17 protein-coding genes and 1 tRNA gene are annotated in these 20,229 nt (G+C 59.9%); 15 read left to right on the forward strand and 3 right to left on the reverse strand.

The features are described 5' to 3' along the window. The first annotated feature begins 43 nt into the window (after positions 1-43). The 15 genes from RGAI101_RS14890 (at position 44) to RGAI101_RS21300 (ending at position 16,379) form a co-directional block, all read left to right on the forward strand. Positions 44-120, forward strand: a tRNA-Met gene (locus RGAI101_RS14890). Between the two features lie 315 nt (positions 121-435). Beyond that, positions 436-1,482: a TRAP transporter substrate-binding protein gene (locus RGAI101_RS14895; RefSeq protein ID WP_050763215.1), complete on the forward strand. Its 1,047-nt coding sequence runs from the start codon at positions 436-438 to the stop codon at positions 1,480-1,482. 59 nt (positions 1,483-1,541) lie between these two features. Further along, a complete protein-coding gene (locus RGAI101_RS14900) occupies positions 1,542-2,576 on the forward strand; it encodes a TRAP transporter substrate-binding protein (RefSeq protein WP_037228433.1) in 1,035 nt (344 codons plus the stop codon). An 87-nt stretch (positions 2,577-2,663) separates the two neighbouring features. Further along, on the forward strand, positions 2,664-3,245 hold the full coding sequence (locus RGAI101_RS14905) for a TRAP transporter small permease (protein WP_008228028.1): 582 nt from the start codon (positions 2,664-2,666) through the stop codon (positions 3,243-3,245). A gap of 1 nt (position 3,246) precedes the next feature. Next, a complete protein-coding gene (locus tag RGAI101_RS14910; protein WP_008227086.1) occupies positions 3,247-4,566 on the forward strand; it encodes a TRAP transporter large permease in 1,320 nt (439 codons plus the stop codon). Between the two features lie 84 nt (positions 4,567-4,650). Continuing rightward, entirely contained in the window at positions 4,651-6,465 is a 1,815-nt protein-coding gene (locus RGAI101_RS14915; protein ID WP_008227663.1) for a feruloyl-CoA synthase, read from the forward strand. An 86-nt stretch (positions 6,466-6,551) separates the two neighbouring features. Next, positions 6,552-8,090 (forward strand): benzoate-CoA ligase family protein, encoded by a 1,539-nt coding sequence (locus tag RGAI101_RS14920; protein WP_008225578.1) that lies wholly within the window; start codon positions 6,552-6,554, stop codon positions 8,088-8,090. Continuing rightward, positions 8,090-8,914, forward strand: coding sequence for an alpha/beta fold hydrolase (locus RGAI101_RS14925; RefSeq protein ID WP_008225296.1), 825 nt, complete (start codon positions 8,090-8,092; stop codon positions 8,912-8,914). The genes RGAI101_RS14920 and RGAI101_RS14925 overlap by 1 nt, the downstream gene beginning before the upstream one ends. Beyond that, a complete protein-coding gene (locus RGAI101_RS14930) occupies positions 8,892-9,368 on the forward strand; it encodes a DUF309 domain-containing protein (protein WP_254655282.1) in 477 nt (158 codons plus the stop codon). Before RGAI101_RS14925 ends, RGAI101_RS14930 begins: the two co-directional genes overlap by 23 nt. 125 nt (positions 9,369-9,493) lie before the next feature. Further along, positions 9,494-11,152, forward strand: a complete 1,659-nt coding sequence (boxC, locus tag RGAI101_RS14935; protein WP_008226125.1) for a 2,3-epoxybenzoyl-CoA dihydrolase — start codon at positions 9,494-9,496, stop codon at positions 11,150-11,152. Positions 11,153-11,221: 69 nt separating this feature from the next. Then, complete coding sequence (boxB, locus tag RGAI101_RS14940) at positions 11,222-12,673, forward strand: benzoyl-CoA 2,3-epoxidase subunit BoxB (protein WP_008225015.1); 1,452 nt, start codon at positions 11,222-11,224, stop codon at positions 12,671-12,673. Positions 12,674-12,767: 94 nt separating this feature from the next. After that, a complete protein-coding gene (boxA, locus tag RGAI101_RS14945; RefSeq protein ID WP_008225661.1) occupies positions 12,768-13,940 on the forward strand; it encodes a benzoyl-CoA 2,3-epoxidase subunit BoxA in 1,173 nt (390 codons plus the stop codon). Beyond that, positions 13,941-14,366, forward strand: a complete 426-nt coding sequence (locus RGAI101_RS14950; protein WP_037228436.1) for an acyl-CoA thioesterase — start codon at positions 13,941-13,943, stop codon at positions 14,364-14,366. A 79-nt stretch (positions 14,367-14,445) separates the two neighbouring features. Further along, the gene (locus RGAI101_RS14955) at positions 14,446-15,336 is read left to right on the forward strand and encodes a helix-turn-helix transcriptional regulator (protein WP_008225685.1); all 891 of its coding nucleotides are present in this window, start codon (positions 14,446-14,448) and stop codon (positions 15,334-15,336) included. Beyond that, a complete protein-coding gene (locus tag RGAI101_RS21300) occupies positions 15,333-16,379 on the forward strand; it encodes a 3-hydroxyacyl-CoA dehydrogenase family protein (RefSeq protein ID WP_008228978.1) in 1,047 nt (348 codons plus the stop codon). The genes RGAI101_RS14955 and RGAI101_RS21300 overlap by 4 nt, the downstream gene beginning before the upstream one ends. Positions 16,380-16,434: 55 nt before the next feature. Here the strand turns inward: RGAI101_RS21300 and RGAI101_RS14965 are convergent, their stop codons facing one another. From RGAI101_RS14965 to RGAI101_RS14975, 3 genes are all read right to left on the reverse strand, one after another. After that, positions 16,435-18,102, reverse strand: a complete 1,668-nt coding sequence (locus RGAI101_RS14965; RefSeq protein WP_008227895.1) for an ABC transporter substrate-binding protein — start codon at positions 18,100-18,102, stop codon at positions 16,435-16,437. 305 nt (positions 18,103-18,407) lie between these two features. Next, on the reverse strand, positions 18,408-18,617 hold the full coding sequence (locus RGAI101_RS14970; protein ID WP_008227350.1) for a DUF2783 domain-containing protein: 210 nt from the start codon (positions 18,615-18,617) through the stop codon (positions 18,408-18,410). Further along, the gene (locus RGAI101_RS14975; RefSeq protein WP_008228201.1) at positions 18,614-20,218 is read right to left on the reverse strand and encodes an FAD-dependent oxidoreductase; all 1,605 of its coding nucleotides are present in this window, start codon (positions 20,216-20,218) and stop codon (positions 18,614-18,616) included. Before RGAI101_RS14975 ends, RGAI101_RS14970 begins: the two co-directional genes overlap by 4 nt. Positions 20,219-20,229: the final 11 nt, after the last annotated feature.

The raw sequence follows: 20,229 nt of genomic DNA on the forward strand, positions 1-20,229 counted from the left end.
GCCCTTGACGGGGGCCGACGCCCGTCATATTCGAAGCGCCGATGGCGTTATAGCTCAGTTGGTTAGAGCGAACGACTCATAATCGTTAGGTCCCTGGTTCAAATCCAGGTAACGCCACCATCGCCCTCCTTCTGAATCTGCAGTGCAGCGGCCTGTTTCCGCTCTGGGGTGTGGCTGCCTGTCGGCTTTGCGCATTATAATGCGATCACAGGTCAAATAGTTTGACGCAAATATGCCTTGGGCCGTTAAGGTGCATGAAAGTGCAGCTTTTGTGGGCGCGAGCGTGATTGATAAAGCAGGGCTCTGAGACGAATTCACAAAATGGCCCAGAAAATTTGATGACAAGGATTGTTAGGTGGTCTAACAATTTGACGCAGGGGGACGTCGCGTCACTTGATCGAATTCAAGGACATGACGCACAGGGGGAGAAAAATAATGGAATTTTCACGCAAGGCGTTTTTGCGACTTATGGGAACGGCTGCCTTGGCGGTTGGTCTGTCCGGTGCTGCGGCCGTTGCCCAAGAGGTTACACTGACGCTGCACCAGTTTTTGCCGCCACAGGCGAACGTGCCCAAACTGGTTCTGGATGTCTGGGCCGACAAGATCGAGGCCGACAGCGACGGTCGCATCAAGATTCAGCGTTATCCCGCGATGCAGCTTGGCGGCACCCCGCCCGAGCTGATTGATCAGGCGATGGACGGCGTTGCCGACATCGTTTGGGCGGTGAACGGGTTTACCCCTGGTCGTTTCCCGCGCACCGAAGTGTTCGAGTTGCCCTTTATGACATCAGATGCCCGCGCGGCGTCCTATGCCTATTGGACGCTGATGGAAAACCAGATGCAGGACGCGGATTTCAAGGACGTCCAGGTTCTTGGCGCTTGGGTGCATGGCCCCGGCATGCTGCATACGAAAGCCCCTGTCGCTGTACCGTCAGACCTGCAGGGCATGAAAATTCGCGGGGGGTCGCGTCTGGTCAACCAGTTGCTGGAAAAGGTCGGTGCAACGCCGGTCGGGCTGCCTGTCACGGCCATACCCGAGGCACTGTCCAAGGGCGTGATCGACGGCACCACGATCCCGTGGGAAGTCACAACGGCGTTGAAAGTGTCTGAACTGGTGGGCAACCACACCGAATTCGACGGGCCTGCGATCTATAACCTGACCTTCGTCCTTGCGATGAACAAGGACAAGTACGATGCCCTGCCTGATGATCTGCGCGCCATCATCGACGCGAATTCAGGGTTGGATTTCTCGATCTTCGCAGGCGGCACCCAAGCCGATTCGGATGGCCCTGCGCGCCAATTGGCGGTAGATGCGGGCAATAATATCATTACGGTCAGCCAGGAGCAGGCGAAAGAATGGGACGCCATGGCGCGGCCGATCTATGATGCCTGGATTGCGGATATGGACAGCAAGGGAATTGATGGCCAAGCTTTGATCGCTGAGGCGCGTGCGCTGATGGCAAGCTACAAACCAGCAAACTGATTGGAACTGTCCGCGCAAAGCGGCGGCCCACAAGACAACAAATAACAGGGAGAGACATCATGATTTTCAGAAGAACCCTCATGGGGATTGCCGGGGCTGCATTTGCGGTTGGCATGGGTGCCACTGCGGCAATGGCCCAGGACGTAACGCTGCGCATGCACCAGTTCCTGCCGCCGCAGGCCAACGTGCCAAAGCTGGTGCTGGATGTCTGGGCCGACAAGGTCGAGGCCGCAAGTGAGGGCCGTATCAAGATCGAGCGTTATGCATCCATGCAGCTTGGCGGTACACCGCCGGAACTGATGGACCAGGCGATTGATGGCGTGGCCGACATCGTCTGGACCGTGGTCGGTTACACGCCGGGCCGCTATCCGTCTACTGAAGTGTTTGAATTGCCCTTCATGGTCACCGATGCCCGCGCGGCCAGCTCTGCCTATTGGCAGATGTTTGAAAAGCACATGAAAGATACCGAATTCAAGGATATCCACATCCTCGGCACATGGGTCCACGGCCCCGGCATGCTGCACACGAACAAGGAAATCCGCACGCCCGCCGATATGCAGGGCATGAAGATTCGGGGCGGGTCACGTCTGGTGAACCAGTTGCTGGAAATCACCGGTGCGACACCTGTGGGCATGCCTGTGCCCGCGATCCCCGAAGGTCTGTCCAAGGGCGTGATCGACGGCACCACCATCCCATGGGAAGTAACGTCGTCGCTGAAAGTGCCTGAGCTGGTAAAGAACCACACGGAATTCACCGGAAGCGCGCTTTATACGCTGACGTTCGTTCTGGCGATGAACAAGGACAAGTACGAAAGCCTGCCCGACGATCTCAAGAAGGTCGTCGACGACAACTCCGGTCTCGAATTCTCGATCTTCGCGGGTGGCACACAGGCTGATTCCGATGGTCCGGCCCGTCAGATCGCCGTTGATCTGGGGAACAACATCGTCACGCTCAACGAAGAAGAAACCGCTGTATGGCGTGAAACGTCCCAGCCCATCTATGACGCCTGGGTTGCGGATATGAAGGAAAAGGGCATCGACGGTCAGGCGCTGATCGACGAAGCCAAATCCCTGATGGACGCCTACGGCAAGTAAGCGTTTCTTCATGAAACTGGTCTGCGGTGCCCTTGCTGTGCCGCAGACCTTTCATCTTAACCACCCTAGACAAAAAAGAGACGTTACATGCATCGGCTGATCCAGTTCCTTGCCCGTATCACCGCGATCATCGGAGGGCTTGTCCTGGTGGCGTTGATCCTGATGACCACGGTGTCGATCTTCGGGCGCACCATCAACAAGGTGCTGCACAGCACGTTCTTTCAGGAAAACATGGCGGGGCTGTCGCAAAGCCTGATCGACATGGGCGTCGGCGAAATCAACGGCAACTACGAACTGCTCGAGGCGGGGATCGCCTTTGCGATCTTCTCGTTCCTGCCGATCTGCCAGTTCTATGGCGCGCATGCCAGCGTTGACGTGTTCACGTCGTTTCTGCCGGCCAAGGCGAACCGCTGGATCGCGGCGTTTTGGGAAATCGTGCTGGCAATGGTCATCATCCTGATCATCTGGCGCCTGTTCGAAGGCATGCAACGCTATATCGGCAACGGCGAAACCACGCTGTTCCTGCAATTTCCGGTCTGGTGGGCCTATGGGGCCAGCTTCATCGCCGGCATCATATCCTGCATCGTCGCCGTCTACTGTGCCGTGATCCGCGTGATCGAGGCTGTCAAAGGCGAAACCATTCTACCAAGCGAACAAGGGGCCCACTGACGTGACCAATCTTGAACTGGGCTTCTGGTCCTTCCCCGTCCTGTTGTTGATGGTTTTCCTGCGCGCGCCCATCGGCCTTGCCATGCTGCTGTGTGGTTTTGGCGGCTGGTACATGGCGATGGGGGGCAACCCGACGCCCCTTCTGGCCAAGCTGAAATCCGAAACATACACGACCTTCTCCAGCTATTCGTTGTCTATCATCCCGATGTTCCTGCTGATGGGGCAATTCGCGACGCTGTCAGGCATGTCGCAGTCGCTGTTCAAGGCCGCCGAAAGCTTTCTGGGGCACCGCCGGGGCGGCGTCGCAATGGCTGCGGTCGGGGCCTGCGCGGGCTTTGGGGCGATCTGCGGCAGCTCGCTGGCAACGGCGGCCACCATGTCCAAGGTCGCCCTGCCGGAGCTGCGCCGCTATGGGTATTCGGGTGGGTTTTCGACCGCGACGCTGGCGGCGGGCGGTACACTTGGCATCCTGATCCCGCCGTCGGTAATTCTGGTCATCTATGCCATCCTGACCGAACAGAACATCGCCAAGCTGTTCCTTGCGGCATTCGTGCCCGGTATCCTGGCGGCCCTTGGCTATATCATCACGATCTCGATCTATGTGCGCCTCAACCCCAACTCTGCCGGAACGCGTCCTGCGGTCCCCATGGCCGAACGGTTCAAGGCGCTGGCCGATACATGGCCGGTGCTGGTGATCTTTTTCGTCGTGGTCGGCGGCATCTATCTGGGGTGGTTCACGCCCACCGAAGGGTCTGCCATCGGGGCGGCGGGCACCGGGCTTGCGGCGCTGTTGGCGGGCAGTCTGAACTGGTCCGTCTTGCGCGAAAGCCTGCTGGGGACCGCGAAGACGACGGCAATGATCTTTTTCATCGTGCTGGGCGCGGGGTTCTACAACGGGTTCCTGGCGTTGTCCGGTGTGCCGCAATTCATGGCCGATTGGGTCGTCGGGCAGGGCTACAGCCCCTGGCTGGTGCTGACCATCATCCTGATCTTCTATCTGATCTTCGGGTGTCTGATGGACAGCTTGTCGATGATCCTGCTGACTGTGCCGATCTTTTTCCCCGTCATTTCGGCGATGGATTTCGGGATGAGCACGGAACACCTTGCGATCTGGTTCGGCATCCTCGTGCTGATCGTGGTCGAGGTCGGGCTGATCACGCCGCCGGTGGGGATGAACCTGTTCATCATCAACTCGATGGACCGCGAAACACCGATGACCGAGACCTACAAGGCCGTGATGTACTTCGTGGGCTCCGACATCGTGCGGGTGATCATTCTGGTGATGTTCCCGGCGATTACGCTGTTCTTGCTGCCAAGCTAGGCTTGGCCCTTGCTTTGCGCGGTTCGCGCAAAGCCACACCGTCTATTGCGCCCGCCTTGCGCCATGTGCGGGCAAGGGGGCTTTATGACCGATCATCTGAACCTGCGGCCGCATAAGGTGATCCGCACCGACCGCGAAGACGGGTCGATCCTGTTGCAGTCGGGCTATGCGCTTGGCCCCGTGGCGCGCTGCACCGGCGACTGGCTGCATCACTGGGCGGATAAAACGCCCGATCATGTGTTTTTGGCCGAACGGGATGGCGACGGCTGGCGCAAGCTGTCCTATGTGCAGGTGCTTGAGGCGGTGCGCAGCATTGCGGGCCACCTGATCTCGCGGGATCTGGGGCCGGGCCGGCCGATCCTGATCGTGTCCGGCAACTCCATTGATCACGCGCTGTTGTCCTTGGCCGCGCAATATGCGGGCGTTCCGACCGTCCCCGTGGCCGAGCAATATTCGCTGATCCCGGCCGCCCTGCCGCGTCTGGATCATGTGGTGAGGCTGGTGAACCCCGGCATGGTCTATGCGCAGGATGCCACGCAATATGCCGGTGCCTTCGCGCTGGAAAGCCTGAGCAGTGCCGAAAAGCTATCATCTGCCCCCGGTGCCAGCGGGGCGACGGATTTTAACGATTTCCTCGGGCCAAATGGCGCGGATGTTGACAGTGCCTTTGCCAAGATCACGCCGGACACGCTGGCCAAGATACTGATGACATCCGGGTCGACGTCAGACCCCAAAGGCGTTCTGACGACGCAGAGGATGATGACCACCAATCAGGCGCAACTGGCGCAAGCGTTGCCTTTCGTCACCGCCCGCCCGCCGGTGCTGGTGGATTGGCTGCCGTGGAATCACGTCTTTGGCGGGTCGCATAATTTCAACCTGATGCTGGCCAATGGCGGCAGCTTTTACATCGACGACGGCAAACCCGCGCCTGGGCTGTTCGACAAGACCCTTGCGAACCTGCGCGATGTCTCGGCCACGATCAGCTTTAATGTGCCGGTCGGATTTGCCCAGCTGGTGACAGCGTTGAAGGCCGACAAGCAGCTGTGCGAACGCTATTTCGCCGAACTGGACATGATCTTCTATGCTGGCGCATCCCTGCCGCAGGCGACATGGGCCGAGCTTGAGCGCCTTGCACTTGAAACCTGCGGACAATTGCCGCTGATCAATTCGTCATGGGGGCTGACGGAATCTGCGCCGGCGGCCTTGTTGCAGCATGAACCGGCCAGGGGGGCAGGCATCGTCGGCGTGCCGTTGCCCGGCGTCACGGTCAAGCTGATCCCCGATGCGGACGGGCGCTGCGATTTGCGCATATCTGGCGATACGATCACCAAGGGCTATCACGACAACCCCGCCAAAACAGCCGAGGCGTTTGACGCAGAGGGTTTCTTTATCAGCGGCGATGCGATGCGCCTGATTGACGATGCGGACCCGTCGCGCGGGTTGATGTTCGACGGACGCATGTCTGAAGATTTCAAGCTTATGACGGGGACATGGGTGCGTGCCGGGCAGCTGCGTCTTGATCTGCTGGCGGCGCTGGCCCCCTATGTGACTGATCTGGTGCTGACCGGGCAGGGCCGCGAACAGGTGGGCATGTTGATCGTCCCCAACAGAGCGACGATGGCTGCCAAGGGGTGGGACGCCACGGATGACAACGGGGCGATGATCTGCGCGCCGCTGATGCAGGAAATCGCCGCGCGGCTGACAGACCTTGCCGCGAAGACAAGCGGCAGTGCCAATCGCGTTGCAGCGGCGGTGATCCTGACCGATCCGCCGTCGATGGGGGACGGCGAAGCGACGGCCAAGGGAAACCTGAACTTTCCGAAAATCCTGATGCGCCGCGCAGGTCTGGTGGCGCGGATTTATGACGTGGCTGATCCCGCACGGATTGCAGCCCTGTAGTGCACTAAAGTGCGTCATTAGGTCGCAAAGCTTGCGATGTCTTCCATTTGATGCAAGATAAAGCACCGATGTTTGGGAGGACTGCGATGACAACCGCCACTGCGAATGCCGTGACCTATTTCGTGGACCGCCACCCCGAGGAGGGGCGCGGCGACAAGGTTGCATACCGGGAAATTGGCAGTGGGCGCAGCCTGACCTACGGCGACATGGCGACCGGTGCCGCGCAGGTCGCGGGCGCGTTGCTCAGGGCAGGTGTTCGTGCCGAAGAGCGTGCCGCGATGCTGGTGCTGGACCAGATCGAATTCCCGCAGATCTTTTGGGGCGCGCTGAAAGTCGGCGTTATACCCATCCCGCTCAACACCCTGCTGGCGACCTCGGTTTATGATGCGATTTTGCGTGATTCCCGTGCGACGACCCTGTTCGTGTCGGCCCCCTTGTGGGATGTCGTCAAAGGCGCTGTCGCGGGCAATCCGTATCTGCGCCATGTTATCGTGATCGGCGGCACCGCCGAAGGTGCGACCCCCTATGAGGAATTCCTGAAAGACGCCGCCCCCGCCGACACGTTGGCGGTCAGCCCGGACGAGGTGGCGTTCTGGCTCTATTCCTCCGGCTCCACCGGGCAGCCGAAAGGCGTGGCCCATGTGCATTCCGCTTTGCGTGCGACGTCGGATACCTATGGCAAGCAGGTCCTTGAGATTGCCGAAGATGATGTGGTGTTTTCCGCGGCCAAGTTCTTTTTCGCCTACGGTCTGGGCAACGCGATGACCTTTCCGCTGTCGGTCGGGGCCACGACCCTGCTGTTTGCGGGCCGCCCCACGCCTGATGACATGATCGCCACGATCAACGCTGAAAAGCCCACGATATTTTGCGGGGTGCCGACACTTTATGCCGCGATGGTCGCGCATATGGACAAGAACGGCCCGCTCGAGGCCCCCTTGCGCACCTGCATCTCGGCAGGCGAGGCACTGCCCGAAGAGATTGGGTTGCGGTGGGAAAAGCACACCGGCGCATGTATTCTTGACGGCGTCGGATCGACCGAGATGCTGCATATCTTTCTGAGCAACCGCAAGGACGACCTTGTTTACGGCACCTCGGGGGTGGCGGTTCCGGGCTATGCCTTGCGCCTCGTTGACGAGGAGGGGTTGGATATTCCGTCCGGCGGTGTCGGCGAATTGCTGGTCAATGGCGCGTCGGCGGCCAACTGCTATTGGAACCAACGCGAAAAATCGCGGGTGACCTTTGAGGGCGTCTGGACCCGCACCGGCGACAAGTACGAACTGCGCGATGACGGGCGGCTGGTCTACTGCGGGCGCACGGATGACATGTTCAAGGTGTCGGGCATATGGCTGTCACCGTTCGAGGTCGAAGGCGCGCTGGTCAGCCATCCGCGTATTCTTGAGGCGGCAGTGGTCGCCGCAGAGGACGCGGACGGGCTGGAGAAGCCCAAGGCGTATATCGTGCTCAAGGAAGGGGTGGCGGACGCGGCCTTGCTGGCCGAACTGAAAGACCACGTCAAAGACAAGATCGGAAAATGGAAATACCCCCGCTGGATCGAGGTGGTGCAAGAGCTGCCCAAGACGGCAACGGGGAAAATACAGCGGTTTAAATTGCGAGAGGGAAACTGATGGGCGTGACATGGTCGAATGACGCGGGATTGACGCTGACGGCAGGCGGCAAAACCTTGGAATATGCGGCGTGGGGCCCCAAGCCCGGCGATGCCCCGACGCTTGTGCTGCTGCACGAAGGCTTGGGCAGTGTTGCCTTGTGGCGTGATTTTCCGCAGGCCTTGGTTGATGCCACGGGCTTTGGCGTTCTGGCCTATTCGCGGGCCGGATATGGTGCATCCGATCCCGTCGATCTGCCCCGCCCGCTGGATTACATGACACGCGAGGCAACTGAATCCGTCGGTGACGTGCTGGACGCTGCCGGCATTGAACATGCGATTTTGCTGGGTCATTCCGACGGTGCGACGATTGCCACGATCTATGCCGGATCAGTGTCCGATATGCGCATCCGGTCGCTGATCCTGATGGCCCCGCATTTCTTTACTGAGCCCATGGGGCTTGCCGCGATCAAGGCGGCGGGCAAGGAATATGACTCGGGCAATCTGAAGGAAAAACTGGGCAAGTATCACGCAAATGTCGATGTGGCGTTCCACGGCTGGCATGATGCCTGGACCGATCCCGGCTTTGAGGCGTGGCATGTGGCGGACGCAATCGACCACCTGCGCATTCCCGTTCTGGCCATTCAGGGCCGCGACGACGCCTATGGTACCCTTGCCCAGATCGAAGAGATCGAGACGCGGATCTATTCCCCGGTCGAAACGGCGATCTTGGACAATTGCGGGCATGCGCCGCATCTGGATCAGCCCCATGCCACGGTGGAAGCGATCCGCGACTTCTGCGCCCGTCTGGATCGGATAGAGCGTGAAGCCGTCCAGATCGCCTGATCTTGTGTCGGACGTCCCGATGCCCCCGCACGCCTATGTGCCGGGGCAGAACGCCCGACACCCCGAAGACTGGTTCGATGCGATCAAGGCCAGTGTCACTGCAGATATACCTGCCGACGCACTGGATCAGACCGCCGCATGGCAGGCCGGGCGCGCGTATTTCGATGCAGGGTACTTCTGGGAATGTCACGAGGTGCTTGAGGCCGTTTGGATGCGCTGCCCCGACCCGTCACCGGAACGTGCAATGACCCAGGCGCTGATCCAGCTGGCAAATGCGCGGCTGAAGCTGAGGATGGACAAACCCCGCGCCACCCTGCGGCTTTGCAATCTGGTGGACGGCCATTTGGCGCAATGTGCCGGGCGTGAAATGATTCTGGGGGTCGATGTGCAGGAAATTGCACAAGCAACGAAAAGCACCCGCGAAGATGCGTTAATATGCAGTATAGCGCAATAAGTGGGCGAATTTAGACCTGAAACGCAAATATATGTGGCAATATGATGCCATATTTGGATTATGAACCTCAAAGGCCGCTTTGGCCAAATCGCCGCCAAGGCCGAGCCTGTTCAAGGAGACTGCCCGTGACCAAGATCATCGACTTTCAAACCGACCCGTCCAAGTACCGTCATTGGAAAATCGAATATGATGGCCCCATCGCGAACCTTTACATGGACGTCGATGAAAAGGGCGGCTTGTTCGAAGGCTACGAGCTCAAGCTGAACTCCTACGATCTGGGGGTCGATATCGAATTGGCCGATATCGTGCAGCGGATGCGGTTTGAGCACCCTGATGTCAAAGTCATCGTGATGCAGTCGGCCAAGGACAAGGTGTTCTGTGCCGGGGCGAACATCCGGATGCTGGGTGGTGCCGCGCACAGCCACAAGGTCAACTTCTGCAAGTTCACCAACGAAACCCGCAACACATTCGAGGCAGCGCTTGCCGATAGCGGTCAGAACTACATCTGCGCTGTCAAAGGGGCTTGTGCGGGCGGCGGCTATGAATTGGCGCTGGCGTGCAACTACATCATGCTGACCGATGACAGCACGTCATCCGTGTCCCTGCCCGAGGTGCCTTTGCTGGCCGTTCTTCCCGGTACAGGTGGCCTGACCCGCGTGACCGACAAGCGCATGGTGCGTCGTGACCGTGCCGATGTGTTCTGCTCGATCGAGGAAGGCATCAAAGGCAAGCGTGCCAAGGATTGGCGCTTGGTCGACGAGGTTATTCCGAATTCGAAATTCGACGAAACCGTGGCTGAACGGGCGAAAGAAATGGCGGCGCAATCGTCAAAGGCCGATGTGGCTGCCGGTATTCAGTTGACGCCAATCACCCGGACCTTTGCAGCGGACGGGATCAGCTACACCACCGTCGAAGTGGTGCTGAACCGCGCAGCGAAACGCGCAACCGTTACCATCAAAGGCCCCGATGCGGCGGCCCCTGCGGATATGGATGCCCTGACGGCCCAAGGTGCCGAGGCGTGGATCTTGCGCTGTGCCCGAGAGCTGGACGATGCCATTCTGCACCTGCGCAACAACGAAAAGGAACTGGGTCTGATCGAATTCCAGACCCAGGGCGACCCGGAGCTTTTGGTCGCCCACGAAGCGCTGTTGCTGGACAACAAGGACCACTGGCTGGCCAATGAAATCCTGCAATACTGGAAACGTCTGCTGAAACGCGTCGACATGACGTCGCGCAGCCTGGTTGCGATTGTCGAACATGGGTCCTGCTTTGCCGGTCCCTTGGCCGAACTGCTGTGGGCCGTGGATCGCAGCTATATGATGCTTGAGGAATTTGACGGCGACAACCGGCCCTTGGCGACAGTGACCCTGACCGACGGCAACTTTGGCACCTACAAGATGGGCAACGACCTGACCCGCCTTGAAACGCGGTTCCTGGGCACGCCCGAAGATATCACCAAGCTGGAAGCGCTGAAAGGTGAGCCGCTTGAGGCCGATGCCGCAGACGAGGCCGGTCTGGTCACTTACGTCTATGACGACATCGATTGGGAGGACGAGGTGCGCCTGTTCATGGAAGAGCGCGCCAGCTTCAGCCCCGATGCGATGACGGGGATGGAGGCGAACCTGCGCTTTGCCGGTCCCGAAACCATGGAGACACGGATTTTCGGCCGCCTGACCGCTTGGCAGAACTGGATTTTCCAGCGACCCAACGCAGTTGGCCCGGATGGTGCGCTGCAACGCTACGGCACAGGCGTGCGTGGCGAATACAACATGGAACGTGTGTAACGGGCCCGGATTTTTCACAAAATCCGTCCCAAAATCTTCAAAGATTTTGACCCCACGAGGAGAAAACCAATGCTCGACCTAATCAACGTAAGCTACGACACCCAGATCCCGAACAACGTGAACCTGAGCCAGGACAAGAAGGTGCTGAAGGCACTTGAGAAATGGCACCCCGGTTACATCAACTGGTGGAACGACCTGATCCCGCAGAACTTTCAGGAGTCGATGGTGTACCTGCGCACGGCCGTTTCGGTTGACCCGAAAGGCTGGGCCAAGTTCGACTATGTGAAGATGCCCGAATATCGGTGGGGCGTTCTGCTGGCCCCCGCGGTGGAAGATCGCAAGATCCCGATGGGCGAACATTACGGCGAACCCGCGTGGCAGGAAGTGCCGGGCGAATACCGCAACATGCTCAAGCGCCTGATCGTGATTCAGGGCGACACCGAGCCGGGGTCGGTCGAACAGCAGCGTTTCCTTGGGCTGACGGCACCGTCGCTTTATGACATGCGCAACCTGTTTCAGGTCAACGTCGAGGAAGGCCGCCACCTGTGGGCGATGGTCTATCTGCTGCAAAAGTATTTCGGTCGTGATGGCCGTGAAGAAGCGGATGATCTGCTGGTGCGGTCGTCCGGGTCCGAAGACAGCCCACGGATGCTGGGGGCCTTCAACGAGGAAACGCCGGATTGGCTGTCGTTCTTCATGTTCACCTACTTCACCGACCGTGACGGCAAGATGCAGCTGGAGAGTTTGGCTCAGTCCGGGTTTGACCCGCTGTCGCGTACTTGCCGCTTTATGCTTACCGAAGAAGCGCACCACATGTTCGTGGGTGAAACCGGTGTGGGCCGCACCATTCAGGCAACGCTTGAGGCGATGAACAAGGCGGGCATCACCGACCCCTATGACATCAACAAAATCCGCGATCTGGGCGTGATCGATCTGCCGACGATCCAGAAAAAGCTGAACCTGCACTATACGCTGTCGCTGGACCTGTTCGGCCAAGAGGTGTCCACCAACGCGGCTAATGCCTTCAACTACGGCATCAAGGGCCGCTATATGGAGCAGCGGATCGACGACGACCACAAGCTGCAAAACGACACCTACGCCGTAACCTCCGTCAAAGAAGGCAAGATCATCACCGAAGAGGTGCCTGCGCTTACCGCGATCAACATGCGTCTGCGTGATGACTATGTGCGCGATGCGGCGGGTGGTGTTGGCCGCTGGAACAAGCAGATTGCCAAGGCCGGCGTTGATTTCGAATTCAAGATGCCGCACGAAGGTTTCCACCGCCAGATCGGCGTGTTCAGCGCCGTGGCTGTCGACCCCGATGGCAACATCATCTCAAGCGATGAATGGCACAAGCGCAAGGACGAATGGCTGCCGACAAAGGCGGATGGCGATTACATCCAGTCGTTGATGGTTCCATGTTATGAGCCGGGCAAATACGCCAGCTGGATCGCCGCCCCGAAGGTCGGCATCGACAACAAGCCGGGTGACTTCGAGTATGTAAAGTTGCACATGGCCTAAAGGGTGCGGTGGGTTACACCCACCCTACGCAGACCTTAAAGATGGGTGGGCTTTGGTCCGCCCATCCGCACATAAAACCGCAGGAGCCGTCGCCATGAACCAGCCCGTCAAACAGCACCTCATTGACCCCGAGATTTGCATCCGGTGCTACACTTGTGAAATGACCTGCCCCGTCGGCGCGATAGAACATGACGACAACAACGTCGTGGTCAATTTCGACACCTGCAACTTCTGCATGGATTGCATTCCCGTCTGCCCCACAGGGTCGATTGATGAATGGCGCGTGGTCGACACGCCCTATTCGCTGGAACAGCAATACGAGATGGACGAGCTGCCCGACCAGGAAGATATCGAGGTCGCGACCCCGTCCGGCGATGAAGCCGACCCAATCGCGGCGCTGCTGGCCGAGGCGCATAAAGGGGCAGGGGGCAAGGCCAAGGCCCCCGCAACCGCCAGCAAGCCTGCCGTGAACATGTACAACCTTGGCAAGCCCGCCAAGATGAAGGTGCAGGGCAATTACCGTTTGACCGACGATCCGGAACATGACGTGCGCCACATCATCCTTGATCCCGGTGCGTTGCCGTTTCCTGTGCTTGAAGGGCAATCTGTGGGCATCATCCCCCCCGGCACCGATGCCGAGGGCAAGGCGCATCTGCCACGGCTTTATTCCATATCCAGCCCGCGTGACGGCGAACGGCCCGGCTATCACAACATTTCATTGACCGTGAAACGCGAGGATAAGGGGCTTGCGTCGAACTTCCTGTGCGACCTAGAAACCGGTGCAGAGGTCGAGGTGACAGGTCCCTTTGGCGCGACATTCCTGATGCCAAGCGATCCGCAAGCGCATCTGCTGCTGATCTGCACCGGTACGGGGTCCGCCCCGATGCGCGCCTTTACCATGCAGCGCCAGCGCAGTGGGGCCACCGGGGGCATGACCATGTTCTTTGGCGCACGCGCGCCCAAAAGCCTGCCCTATTTCGGCCCGCTCAAGAAGGTGCCGGAAAGCCTGATGAAGCAGCATCTGGTGTTCAGTCGCGAGGCTGGCAAGGACAAGGAATACGTTCAGGACCGCATCTTGGCCGAGCAGGATTCCGTTGCGGAATTGTTGGCTGATGACCGGACCTATATTTATATCTGCGGGTTGCGGGGCATGGAAGAAGGTGTTGAAAAGGCGATGACTTCAATCGCCGAAAGCATGGGGCAGCAATGGGCAACCTTGCGCGACGCCATGCGTGAAGACGGCCGCTACCATGTGGAAACCTACTGAATGACCGACACGCCCTTTGTGCATGAAATTCGCGTGACCTGGGGCGATTGCGACCCTGCGCAAATCGCCTATACCGCCCGCCTGCCTTGGTTCGCACTGGATGCCATCAACGCATGGTGGGAGGAACATTTCGACGGTGAAGGCTGGTTCCAGATGGAAATCGACCGCAACATGGGCACGCCGTTCGTGAACCTGTCGATGGATTTCCGCAGCCCCGTCACCCCGCGCCACCGTTTGATGTGCGAAACCTATCCGACGCGGCTGGGGACAAAGTCGATCACTTTCGGGATGAAGGCCTATCAAAACGACGTGCTGTGTTTCACAGGCAGTTTCACCTGTGTCTTCACCCAGGCCGACGTGTTCAAGAGCATGGCTGCCCCCGATCGTATCCGCCAAGTAATCGAACCGCTGATCCGCGCCGAATAATGCACTTTGTTGCTGAATTTAGTTGATCCTGTCGGATGAACCTATAATTTTGCAATATTGTACATTAAAGGAGCGGCCCATGTCAGATACGGCCCAACCCATAGACCCGGGCGAGGAACTGATCCAACGTTTGGCCGTGCGGGTGCGCGAGGCGCGCAAGGCGCGTGGGCTGCCGCGGCGGGTGTTGTCTGAAATGTCGGGCGTATCGCCGCGCTATCTGGCACAGCTTGAGGCGGGCGAAGGCAATATATCGGTCATCCTGCTGCAACGGGTGGCGCAGGCGCTGGACCTGCGGGTCGAAATGCTGCTGGCAGAGCGTCCGCCGTTGAACCGTGACGTGGAACGCGTGGCCAGTCTGTTCAGCAACGCCAGTCTGGATGTCCAGCAGCAGGTCCGCAGCTTGCTGTCACCGCAAAGCCCGGCGATGTTGCGTGCGGGCCGCATCTGTCTGATCGGGTTGCGGGGGGCCGGGAAATCCACCTTGGGCAAACTGGCGGGGGCCGCGCTGGACCTGCCCTTTGTCGAGCTTAACAAAGAGATCGAAGCCGAAAGTGACATGCCGCTGGCCGAGGTGATGGCGCTTTATGGTCAGGAAGGCTACCGCGAGATGGAAGCCGAAGCGCTTGAGCGCGTGAGCGCCACCCATGACCGCATGATCCTGGCCGTTGCAGGCGGGATCGTTGCGGAACCGACCACCTATGCCCGGCTGTTGCAACGGTTCCACACCGTCTGGATCCACACCAGCCCGGCGGAATACATGCAGCGTGTCCGTGCCCAAGGCGATGTCCGCCCGATGGAGGGCAATCCGGCGGCGATGACCCAGCTGAAAAACCTGCTCGACACCCGCACGCCGCTTTACGAGCGTGCAGATGCCCAGATCAACACATCGAACCGGCCTGTGAAGACGTCGCTGAACGATCTGCTTGGCGTGATCCAGAAGCGCCATTTTCTGGACGCAGCCGACGGGTGACAGAGCGGGCGGACACCCATGTCGTGCTTTATGATCTGGGCAGCAGCAGCGCCGATCTGATTGCCGCCATGTGCCTTGGGCACATGCGCGTCACGGTGCTTGAGCCGGAACAAGCCGATGCCGACCGCGTTCGCGACGTTCTACAGCGCCGGCTGCCGGGGGCAGGTTTCACCGTGTCTACCCGGCCTCCCGAGGGCTGTGATGTTTTCATATGCCATGCGTCTGATGCGCAGATGGCCCCCCCTGCATCGTTGGTCGCCGTTCTGGACGGACCGGAGGCATTGGCCATTGTGCCGGAACCGGATCGCAGCGTCGCGATGGACGTTCTGGACCCGCGTTTTGCCGAGGTGGCTTTCGGGGATGCGCCGGACACCACCCGCGCACGCGCCACGAGGTTTCTGGCAAAGCTGAACACGGGATTTGCGGTCACGACCCGGGGGCATGGCTTTTGGGGGAACCGCTTGCAGGACGCCGCGATTTCCCTTGTGGACCGCTTGTTGCTGATCGGAATAACCCCTTGGGAGCTGGACGAGGCGCTGGAAGATGCGGGATTTGCGCAAGGACTGCTGAAATCACAAGATCACATCGGGTTGGACGTGGCATTTGCGCGGCGCAGGGCGAGCGGGACCGATCTGTTGGTCGCGGACCGGATGGTACACGAGGGGCGGTTGGGGCGCTCCGTCGGGGTCGGATGGTATCGCTATCCGGGGGGTGGCGGCGCGGTGATTGATCCGCTGATGGAGGATATGATCGTGGAAGAGGCGCGCTTTGCCGGGATCGACCCTGTGCCGATGACGGACGCGGCGGCGGCTGACGCGGTGATCGCGGGTATCATCAACGCGTCCGCTGACATGGTGCAGGATGGCATGACGACTGACGGGGTGGATGCGCTGGCGTTCTACAAGCTGGGGCTGCCTGATCTGACCGCGCGCGCCAAGCAGATCGGCGAAAGCGGATTGCGCAACAGACTGGCCGGGCTGCATGCCGTGGATGCCACGCTGTGGTGCCCGTCACCGTCACTGGGATTGATCTTTGGCAGCTAGACGCAAAAAGGGCCGCGACATGCGCGGCCCTTTTGCAGTGTTTGTTGCGGCGGGGTTACATGGTCCAGGCCATGCGCGCCGGATGATATTCGAACCCGATGTGATGACCTGCGCCCACCAGACCTTCTTTGGTGTGGTTGTAGAGTGAACGCCAGTAGGGCTGGATCGTCACGCCTTCGCTCTGGATCAACGCTTCGCCTTCGGCCATCAAGGCGCGGCGCGCTTCGACATCGGCCACAGACAACGCCTTGGTCAACAGCGCGTCGAATTCAGGGTTGGACCAGCCGAATTCGTTCCACGCTTCGCCGGACCGGTAGGCCAGTGCCCAGATTTGCACGCCCAAGGGCCGCGCGTTCCAGTTGGTCGATGAGAACGGGTATTTCGTCCAGTCGTTCCAGAAGGTCGAGCCGGGCAGGATCGTCCGTTTGACCTTGATCCCCGCATCGCGAAGCTGCGCGGCGACGGCATCGGTGGTATCCTTGCGCCACGCATCGTCGATCGAGAACAACTCGTGCTCGTAATCGCCCATGCCCGCTTCGTCCATCAGCGCCTTGGCGGCGGCTGGATCGACCTTGCGCGGGGGCAGTTCGGCGTATTCGGGGTGCATGGGGCCGACATGGTGGTTTTCGGCCACAATACCGCGCCCGGCATAGCCAAGTTCAAGCAGGACCTCATTGTCGACGGCCATGGCAATAGCCTGGCGTACGCGGGCATCGGCGTAAGGTTTCTTGCCATCCACTTCGGCAAGCTGGTTGGGGCGGATGACAATCGTTGCGGCGCTCGCGATGGAGTTTTCGTTCCACCCGTCAAGCGTGCTGAACACGTCGATAAACTCACCCTCGATGGAATAGGTGGCGTCGATTTCATCGGCTTCGGCAGCTGCGACAAAGGCAGAGGGGTCTGTCCCGTAGTCGATATATTCAAGCCGGTCGATGTAGGGGCCGCCATAGACTGCGGTGCCCCACCATGTGTGATCAGGGTTCTTGACCAGCACGCTTTTCACGCCAACCTCAAGGGATTCAGGCAGGTAAGGGCCGGTGCCCACCGGATTGTCCAGCATGGTTTCGGCGTCGAACCCTTCGGGTACGATCGCGGCGGGATAGTCCGCCATGCCGGGGATCAGGGTGATGTCGGGGCGTGGCAAGGTCAGCTTGACGGTGTGGTCGTCGACGACCTCGATCGATCCTTCAATGGCCTTGCCGCTTTCGTCGTCGATCAACGTGGCAAAACGGCCCGCCATCGAATTGCCTTCGACGGATTTGTCGCACCAGCCTTCGATGTTGCGCGCGACATCTGCTGCCGTGAACGCAGTGCCGTCGTTCCAGGTTACGCCCTGGCGCACGTTCAGCACATATTCTGTGGCGTCGTCGTTGATTTCCCAGCTTTCCAGCAAGGCAGGGCTGAATGTGCCATCGTTTTCCCAGATCGCAAGATATTCCAGCCACCCACGCGAGAAGTTGGCGATCTGCGACCAGTCATAGGTCCGCGGGTCCTTGAGGGCGCGCACTTCCATCTGCATGCGCACGGTGCCGCCTTCCTTGTGGGCCGCAGCATGTGCCGGGGCAGGCATGCCGATCATCGCATAGGCTGTGGCGGTCGTCGCACCAAAGGCGCTCGCCAAGGCCAGAAACTCGCGACGGTTGACCGGGTCTATCTTGGCAGCTTCGGCGGAATCCAGAATGGATTTGGGCAGGGGCTTACCGGTACGGGTCAAAAAACTCATATTCTTCCTCTCTGTGGGTGCGGTCCGGTCCGGGCGTCGGAAGGATCGCAACTGTTGCGCCGGTGACTTGGGCGCATCGTCTGGTGGTGCAGTTCTTCTGCGATTATTGGCCGGGCATTGGCCAGGCATCCTTGGAGGAGTGTCAACATTGGTGCCCCAAGCGTCAACCCTTTGTCTGGAGGAATAACGGGATGGTTATGGGGGCACCTGCGGCCTGCAATTCGGGTTCGCAGATAGTGAAGCGCTGGCGCGCTACATGATTTTGGCATCTGCCGGGGGCAGATGCGTGCCTCCGGCGGGGATATTTAAGAGCCAGAGAATTCAGGTGATCCGGTTTTGCGTGCTGTGGCAAGGAGCTTTTCAAGCTGTGCAAGATCGCCGATCTCGTTGGCGAGGATCAGGACCAGACGTGCGTTGAGCGCGTGGCTTTGGGCTTCGGTCAGGCCTGCATGGCAGTCCATCAGGGCGTTGTAGAATGCGTCGGCGTGGCTGCCAAGCTTGTCATCAAGGATCATGTGCTGGCTCCGAGTGCGCGGTCATGGGCGGCGATGATGGGAGCGGTGTCCGGTGTGTCGAACACGGCGCAGACGTGGCCGTCGGGCCGTAAAAGGTAGATTTTATCTTTGCCGTAGCGGGTTTCGGCGTGCCCGTCGACCGAGGCGAAACAGGGGTAGTCGGCTGTCTGGTTGATCCCGATGCGGTTGATCTTGTCGATCTCGGGCAGCGGAGTGGTGCCGGCCGTCATAAGGGTGAACGCCCCTTGAGCTTGGGATAGCAGCCATGTCGGGCCGTCGGGGCCTGTCAGGGGGGCGTCAATCATGGGAAAGCCGGGGCGCAGTGGCGCGTCACCTGGCGTCTGGAGCGAAGAGCCTGCCAGATCGCAGGGTTGTGAGAGACGGCCCGAGTTGATCAGTTTGCGCGCAAAAGGGTGATCGGCGGCAAGGCTGAGGACCGCGTCGCGGAACAGTGCTTCGATCGGGGATTTCGGGGTCATGAAATTCGTTGCACGCGCGGAGTTGAGGATGTTTTCGGCAGAGCCGTGGACCCGTTCGGTGTTGTAGCTTTCGATCAGGGGGGCGCTGGCATCGCCTTTCAGGACTGCCGCGAGTTTCCAGCCGAGGTTATCAACGTCCTGAATGCCGCCATTGCCGCCACGTGCGCCAAAGGGGCTGACCACATGGGCGCTGTCACCGACAAAGATCACCCGGTTGTGCACGAAGCGGTCCAGCTTGGCACAGCGGAATTTATAGACGCTCATCCAGTCAAGACGGAAGGGCGTGTCACCCACGATGGCCTTGATGCGCGGGGTGACCTTGGCCTCGGTCGCTTCTTCCTTGGGGTCCGTATCGGGGCCGAGTTGCAGGTCGATGCGGTAGATGTTGTCGGGCTGTTTGTGCAGCAGCGCGGACTGGCCGTTGTGGAACGGCGGATTGAACCAGAACCAGCGTTCGGGCGTGTCGTGGTTGCCGAAGGGGGAGGTTTCCATTTCGACATCGACGATCAGGAAATGTTCCTCGAAAGTCTGGCCTTCGAAGGGCAGAGCCATGCGGGCGCGCGTGGCCGATCCCGCGCCATCACAGGCGAGGTAGTAGTCAGCTTCGAGCGTGTAGGTCCCGTCGGGTGTGCTGATGTCGAGGGCGACGTGGTCGCCATGGTCGGTGTGATAGGTGACCTTGTTGAGGAAACGAATGTCGATGAGGTCGGGGAAGTCCTGCGCCCGTTCGGCGAGGTATTGTTCGACATAGTATTGCTGAAGGTTGATGAAGGCAGGGTATTTGTGACCCGGTTCCGGCAGGAGATCGAAGGCATAGACTTGGTTATCGCCGTGGAAATTACGCCCGACTTTCCATGTCACACCCTTGGCCAGCATCCGTTCGCCGACACCAAGGCGGTCAAAGATTTCCAGCGTCCGTTTTGCCCAGCAGATTGCGCGCGAGCCGACCGACACCACATTGTTATCGTCCAGCACAACCGAGGCGATGCCCTGCTGTGCCAGATCGATTGCCATGGCCAGACCGATCGGCCCGGCACCGACAATCACGACCGGGTGACGCTGCTCTTGCTGCGTCAGGCCCGGGGGGCGCGTGTAGGGAAAGGGGGCGTAGTCATAGGCCATGGGCAGTCTCT

It is taken from the genome of Roseobacter sp. GAI101 (assembly GCF_000156335.1).
In the GTDB taxonomy this organism is placed as follows: domain Bacteria; phylum Pseudomonadota; class Alphaproteobacteria; order Rhodobacterales; family Rhodobacteraceae; genus Sulfitobacter.

Bases quoted from the DNA above. Each gene is read 5' to 3' on its own strand.
- RGAI101_RS14905 (WP_008228028.1), top strand. From the start codon at position 2,664: ATGCATCGGCTGATCCAGTTCCTTGCCCGTATCACCGCGATCATCGGA.
- RGAI101_RS14965 (WP_008227895.1), bottom strand. From the start codon at position 18,102: ATGAGTTTTTTGACCCGTACCGGTAAGCCCCTGCCCAAATCCATTCTG.
- RGAI101_RS14915 (WP_008227663.1), top strand. From the start codon at position 4,651: ATGACCGATCATCTGAACCTGCGGCCGCATAAGGTGATCCGCACCGAC.
- RGAI101_RS14975 (WP_008228201.1), bottom strand. From the start codon at position 20,218: ATGGCCTATGACTACGCCCCCTTTCCCTACACGCGCCCCCCGGGCCTG.
- RGAI101_RS14955 (WP_008225685.1), top strand. From the start codon at position 14,446: ATGTCAGATACGGCCCAACCCATAGACCCGGGCGAGGAACTGATCCAA.
- RGAI101_RS14925 (WP_008225296.1), top strand. From the start codon at position 8,090: ATGGGCGTGACATGGTCGAATGACGCGGGATTGACGCTGACGGCAGGC.
- RGAI101_RS14970 (WP_008227350.1), bottom strand. From the start codon at position 18,617: ATGATCCTTGATGACAAGCTTGGCAGCCACGCCGACGCATTCTACAAC.
- boxA (WP_008225661.1), top strand. From the start codon at position 12,768: ATGAACCAGCCCGTCAAACAGCACCTCATTGACCCCGAGATTTGCATC.
- RGAI101_RS14920 (WP_008225578.1), top strand. From the start codon at position 6,552: ATGACAACCGCCACTGCGAATGCCGTGACCTATTTCGTGGACCGCCAC.
- RGAI101_RS14900 (WP_037228433.1), top strand. From the start codon at position 1,542: ATGATTTTCAGAAGAACCCTCATGGGGATTGCCGGGGCTGCATTTGCG.
- RGAI101_RS14895 (WP_050763215.1), top strand. From the start codon at position 436: ATGGAATTTTCACGCAAGGCGTTTTTGCGACTTATGGGAACGGCTGCC.
- RGAI101_RS14950 (WP_037228436.1), top strand. From the start codon at position 13,941: ATGACCGACACGCCCTTTGTGCATGAAATTCGCGTGACCTGGGGCGAT.
- boxB (WP_008225015.1), top strand. From the start codon at position 11,222: ATGCTCGACCTAATCAACGTAAGCTACGACACCCAGATCCCGAACAAC.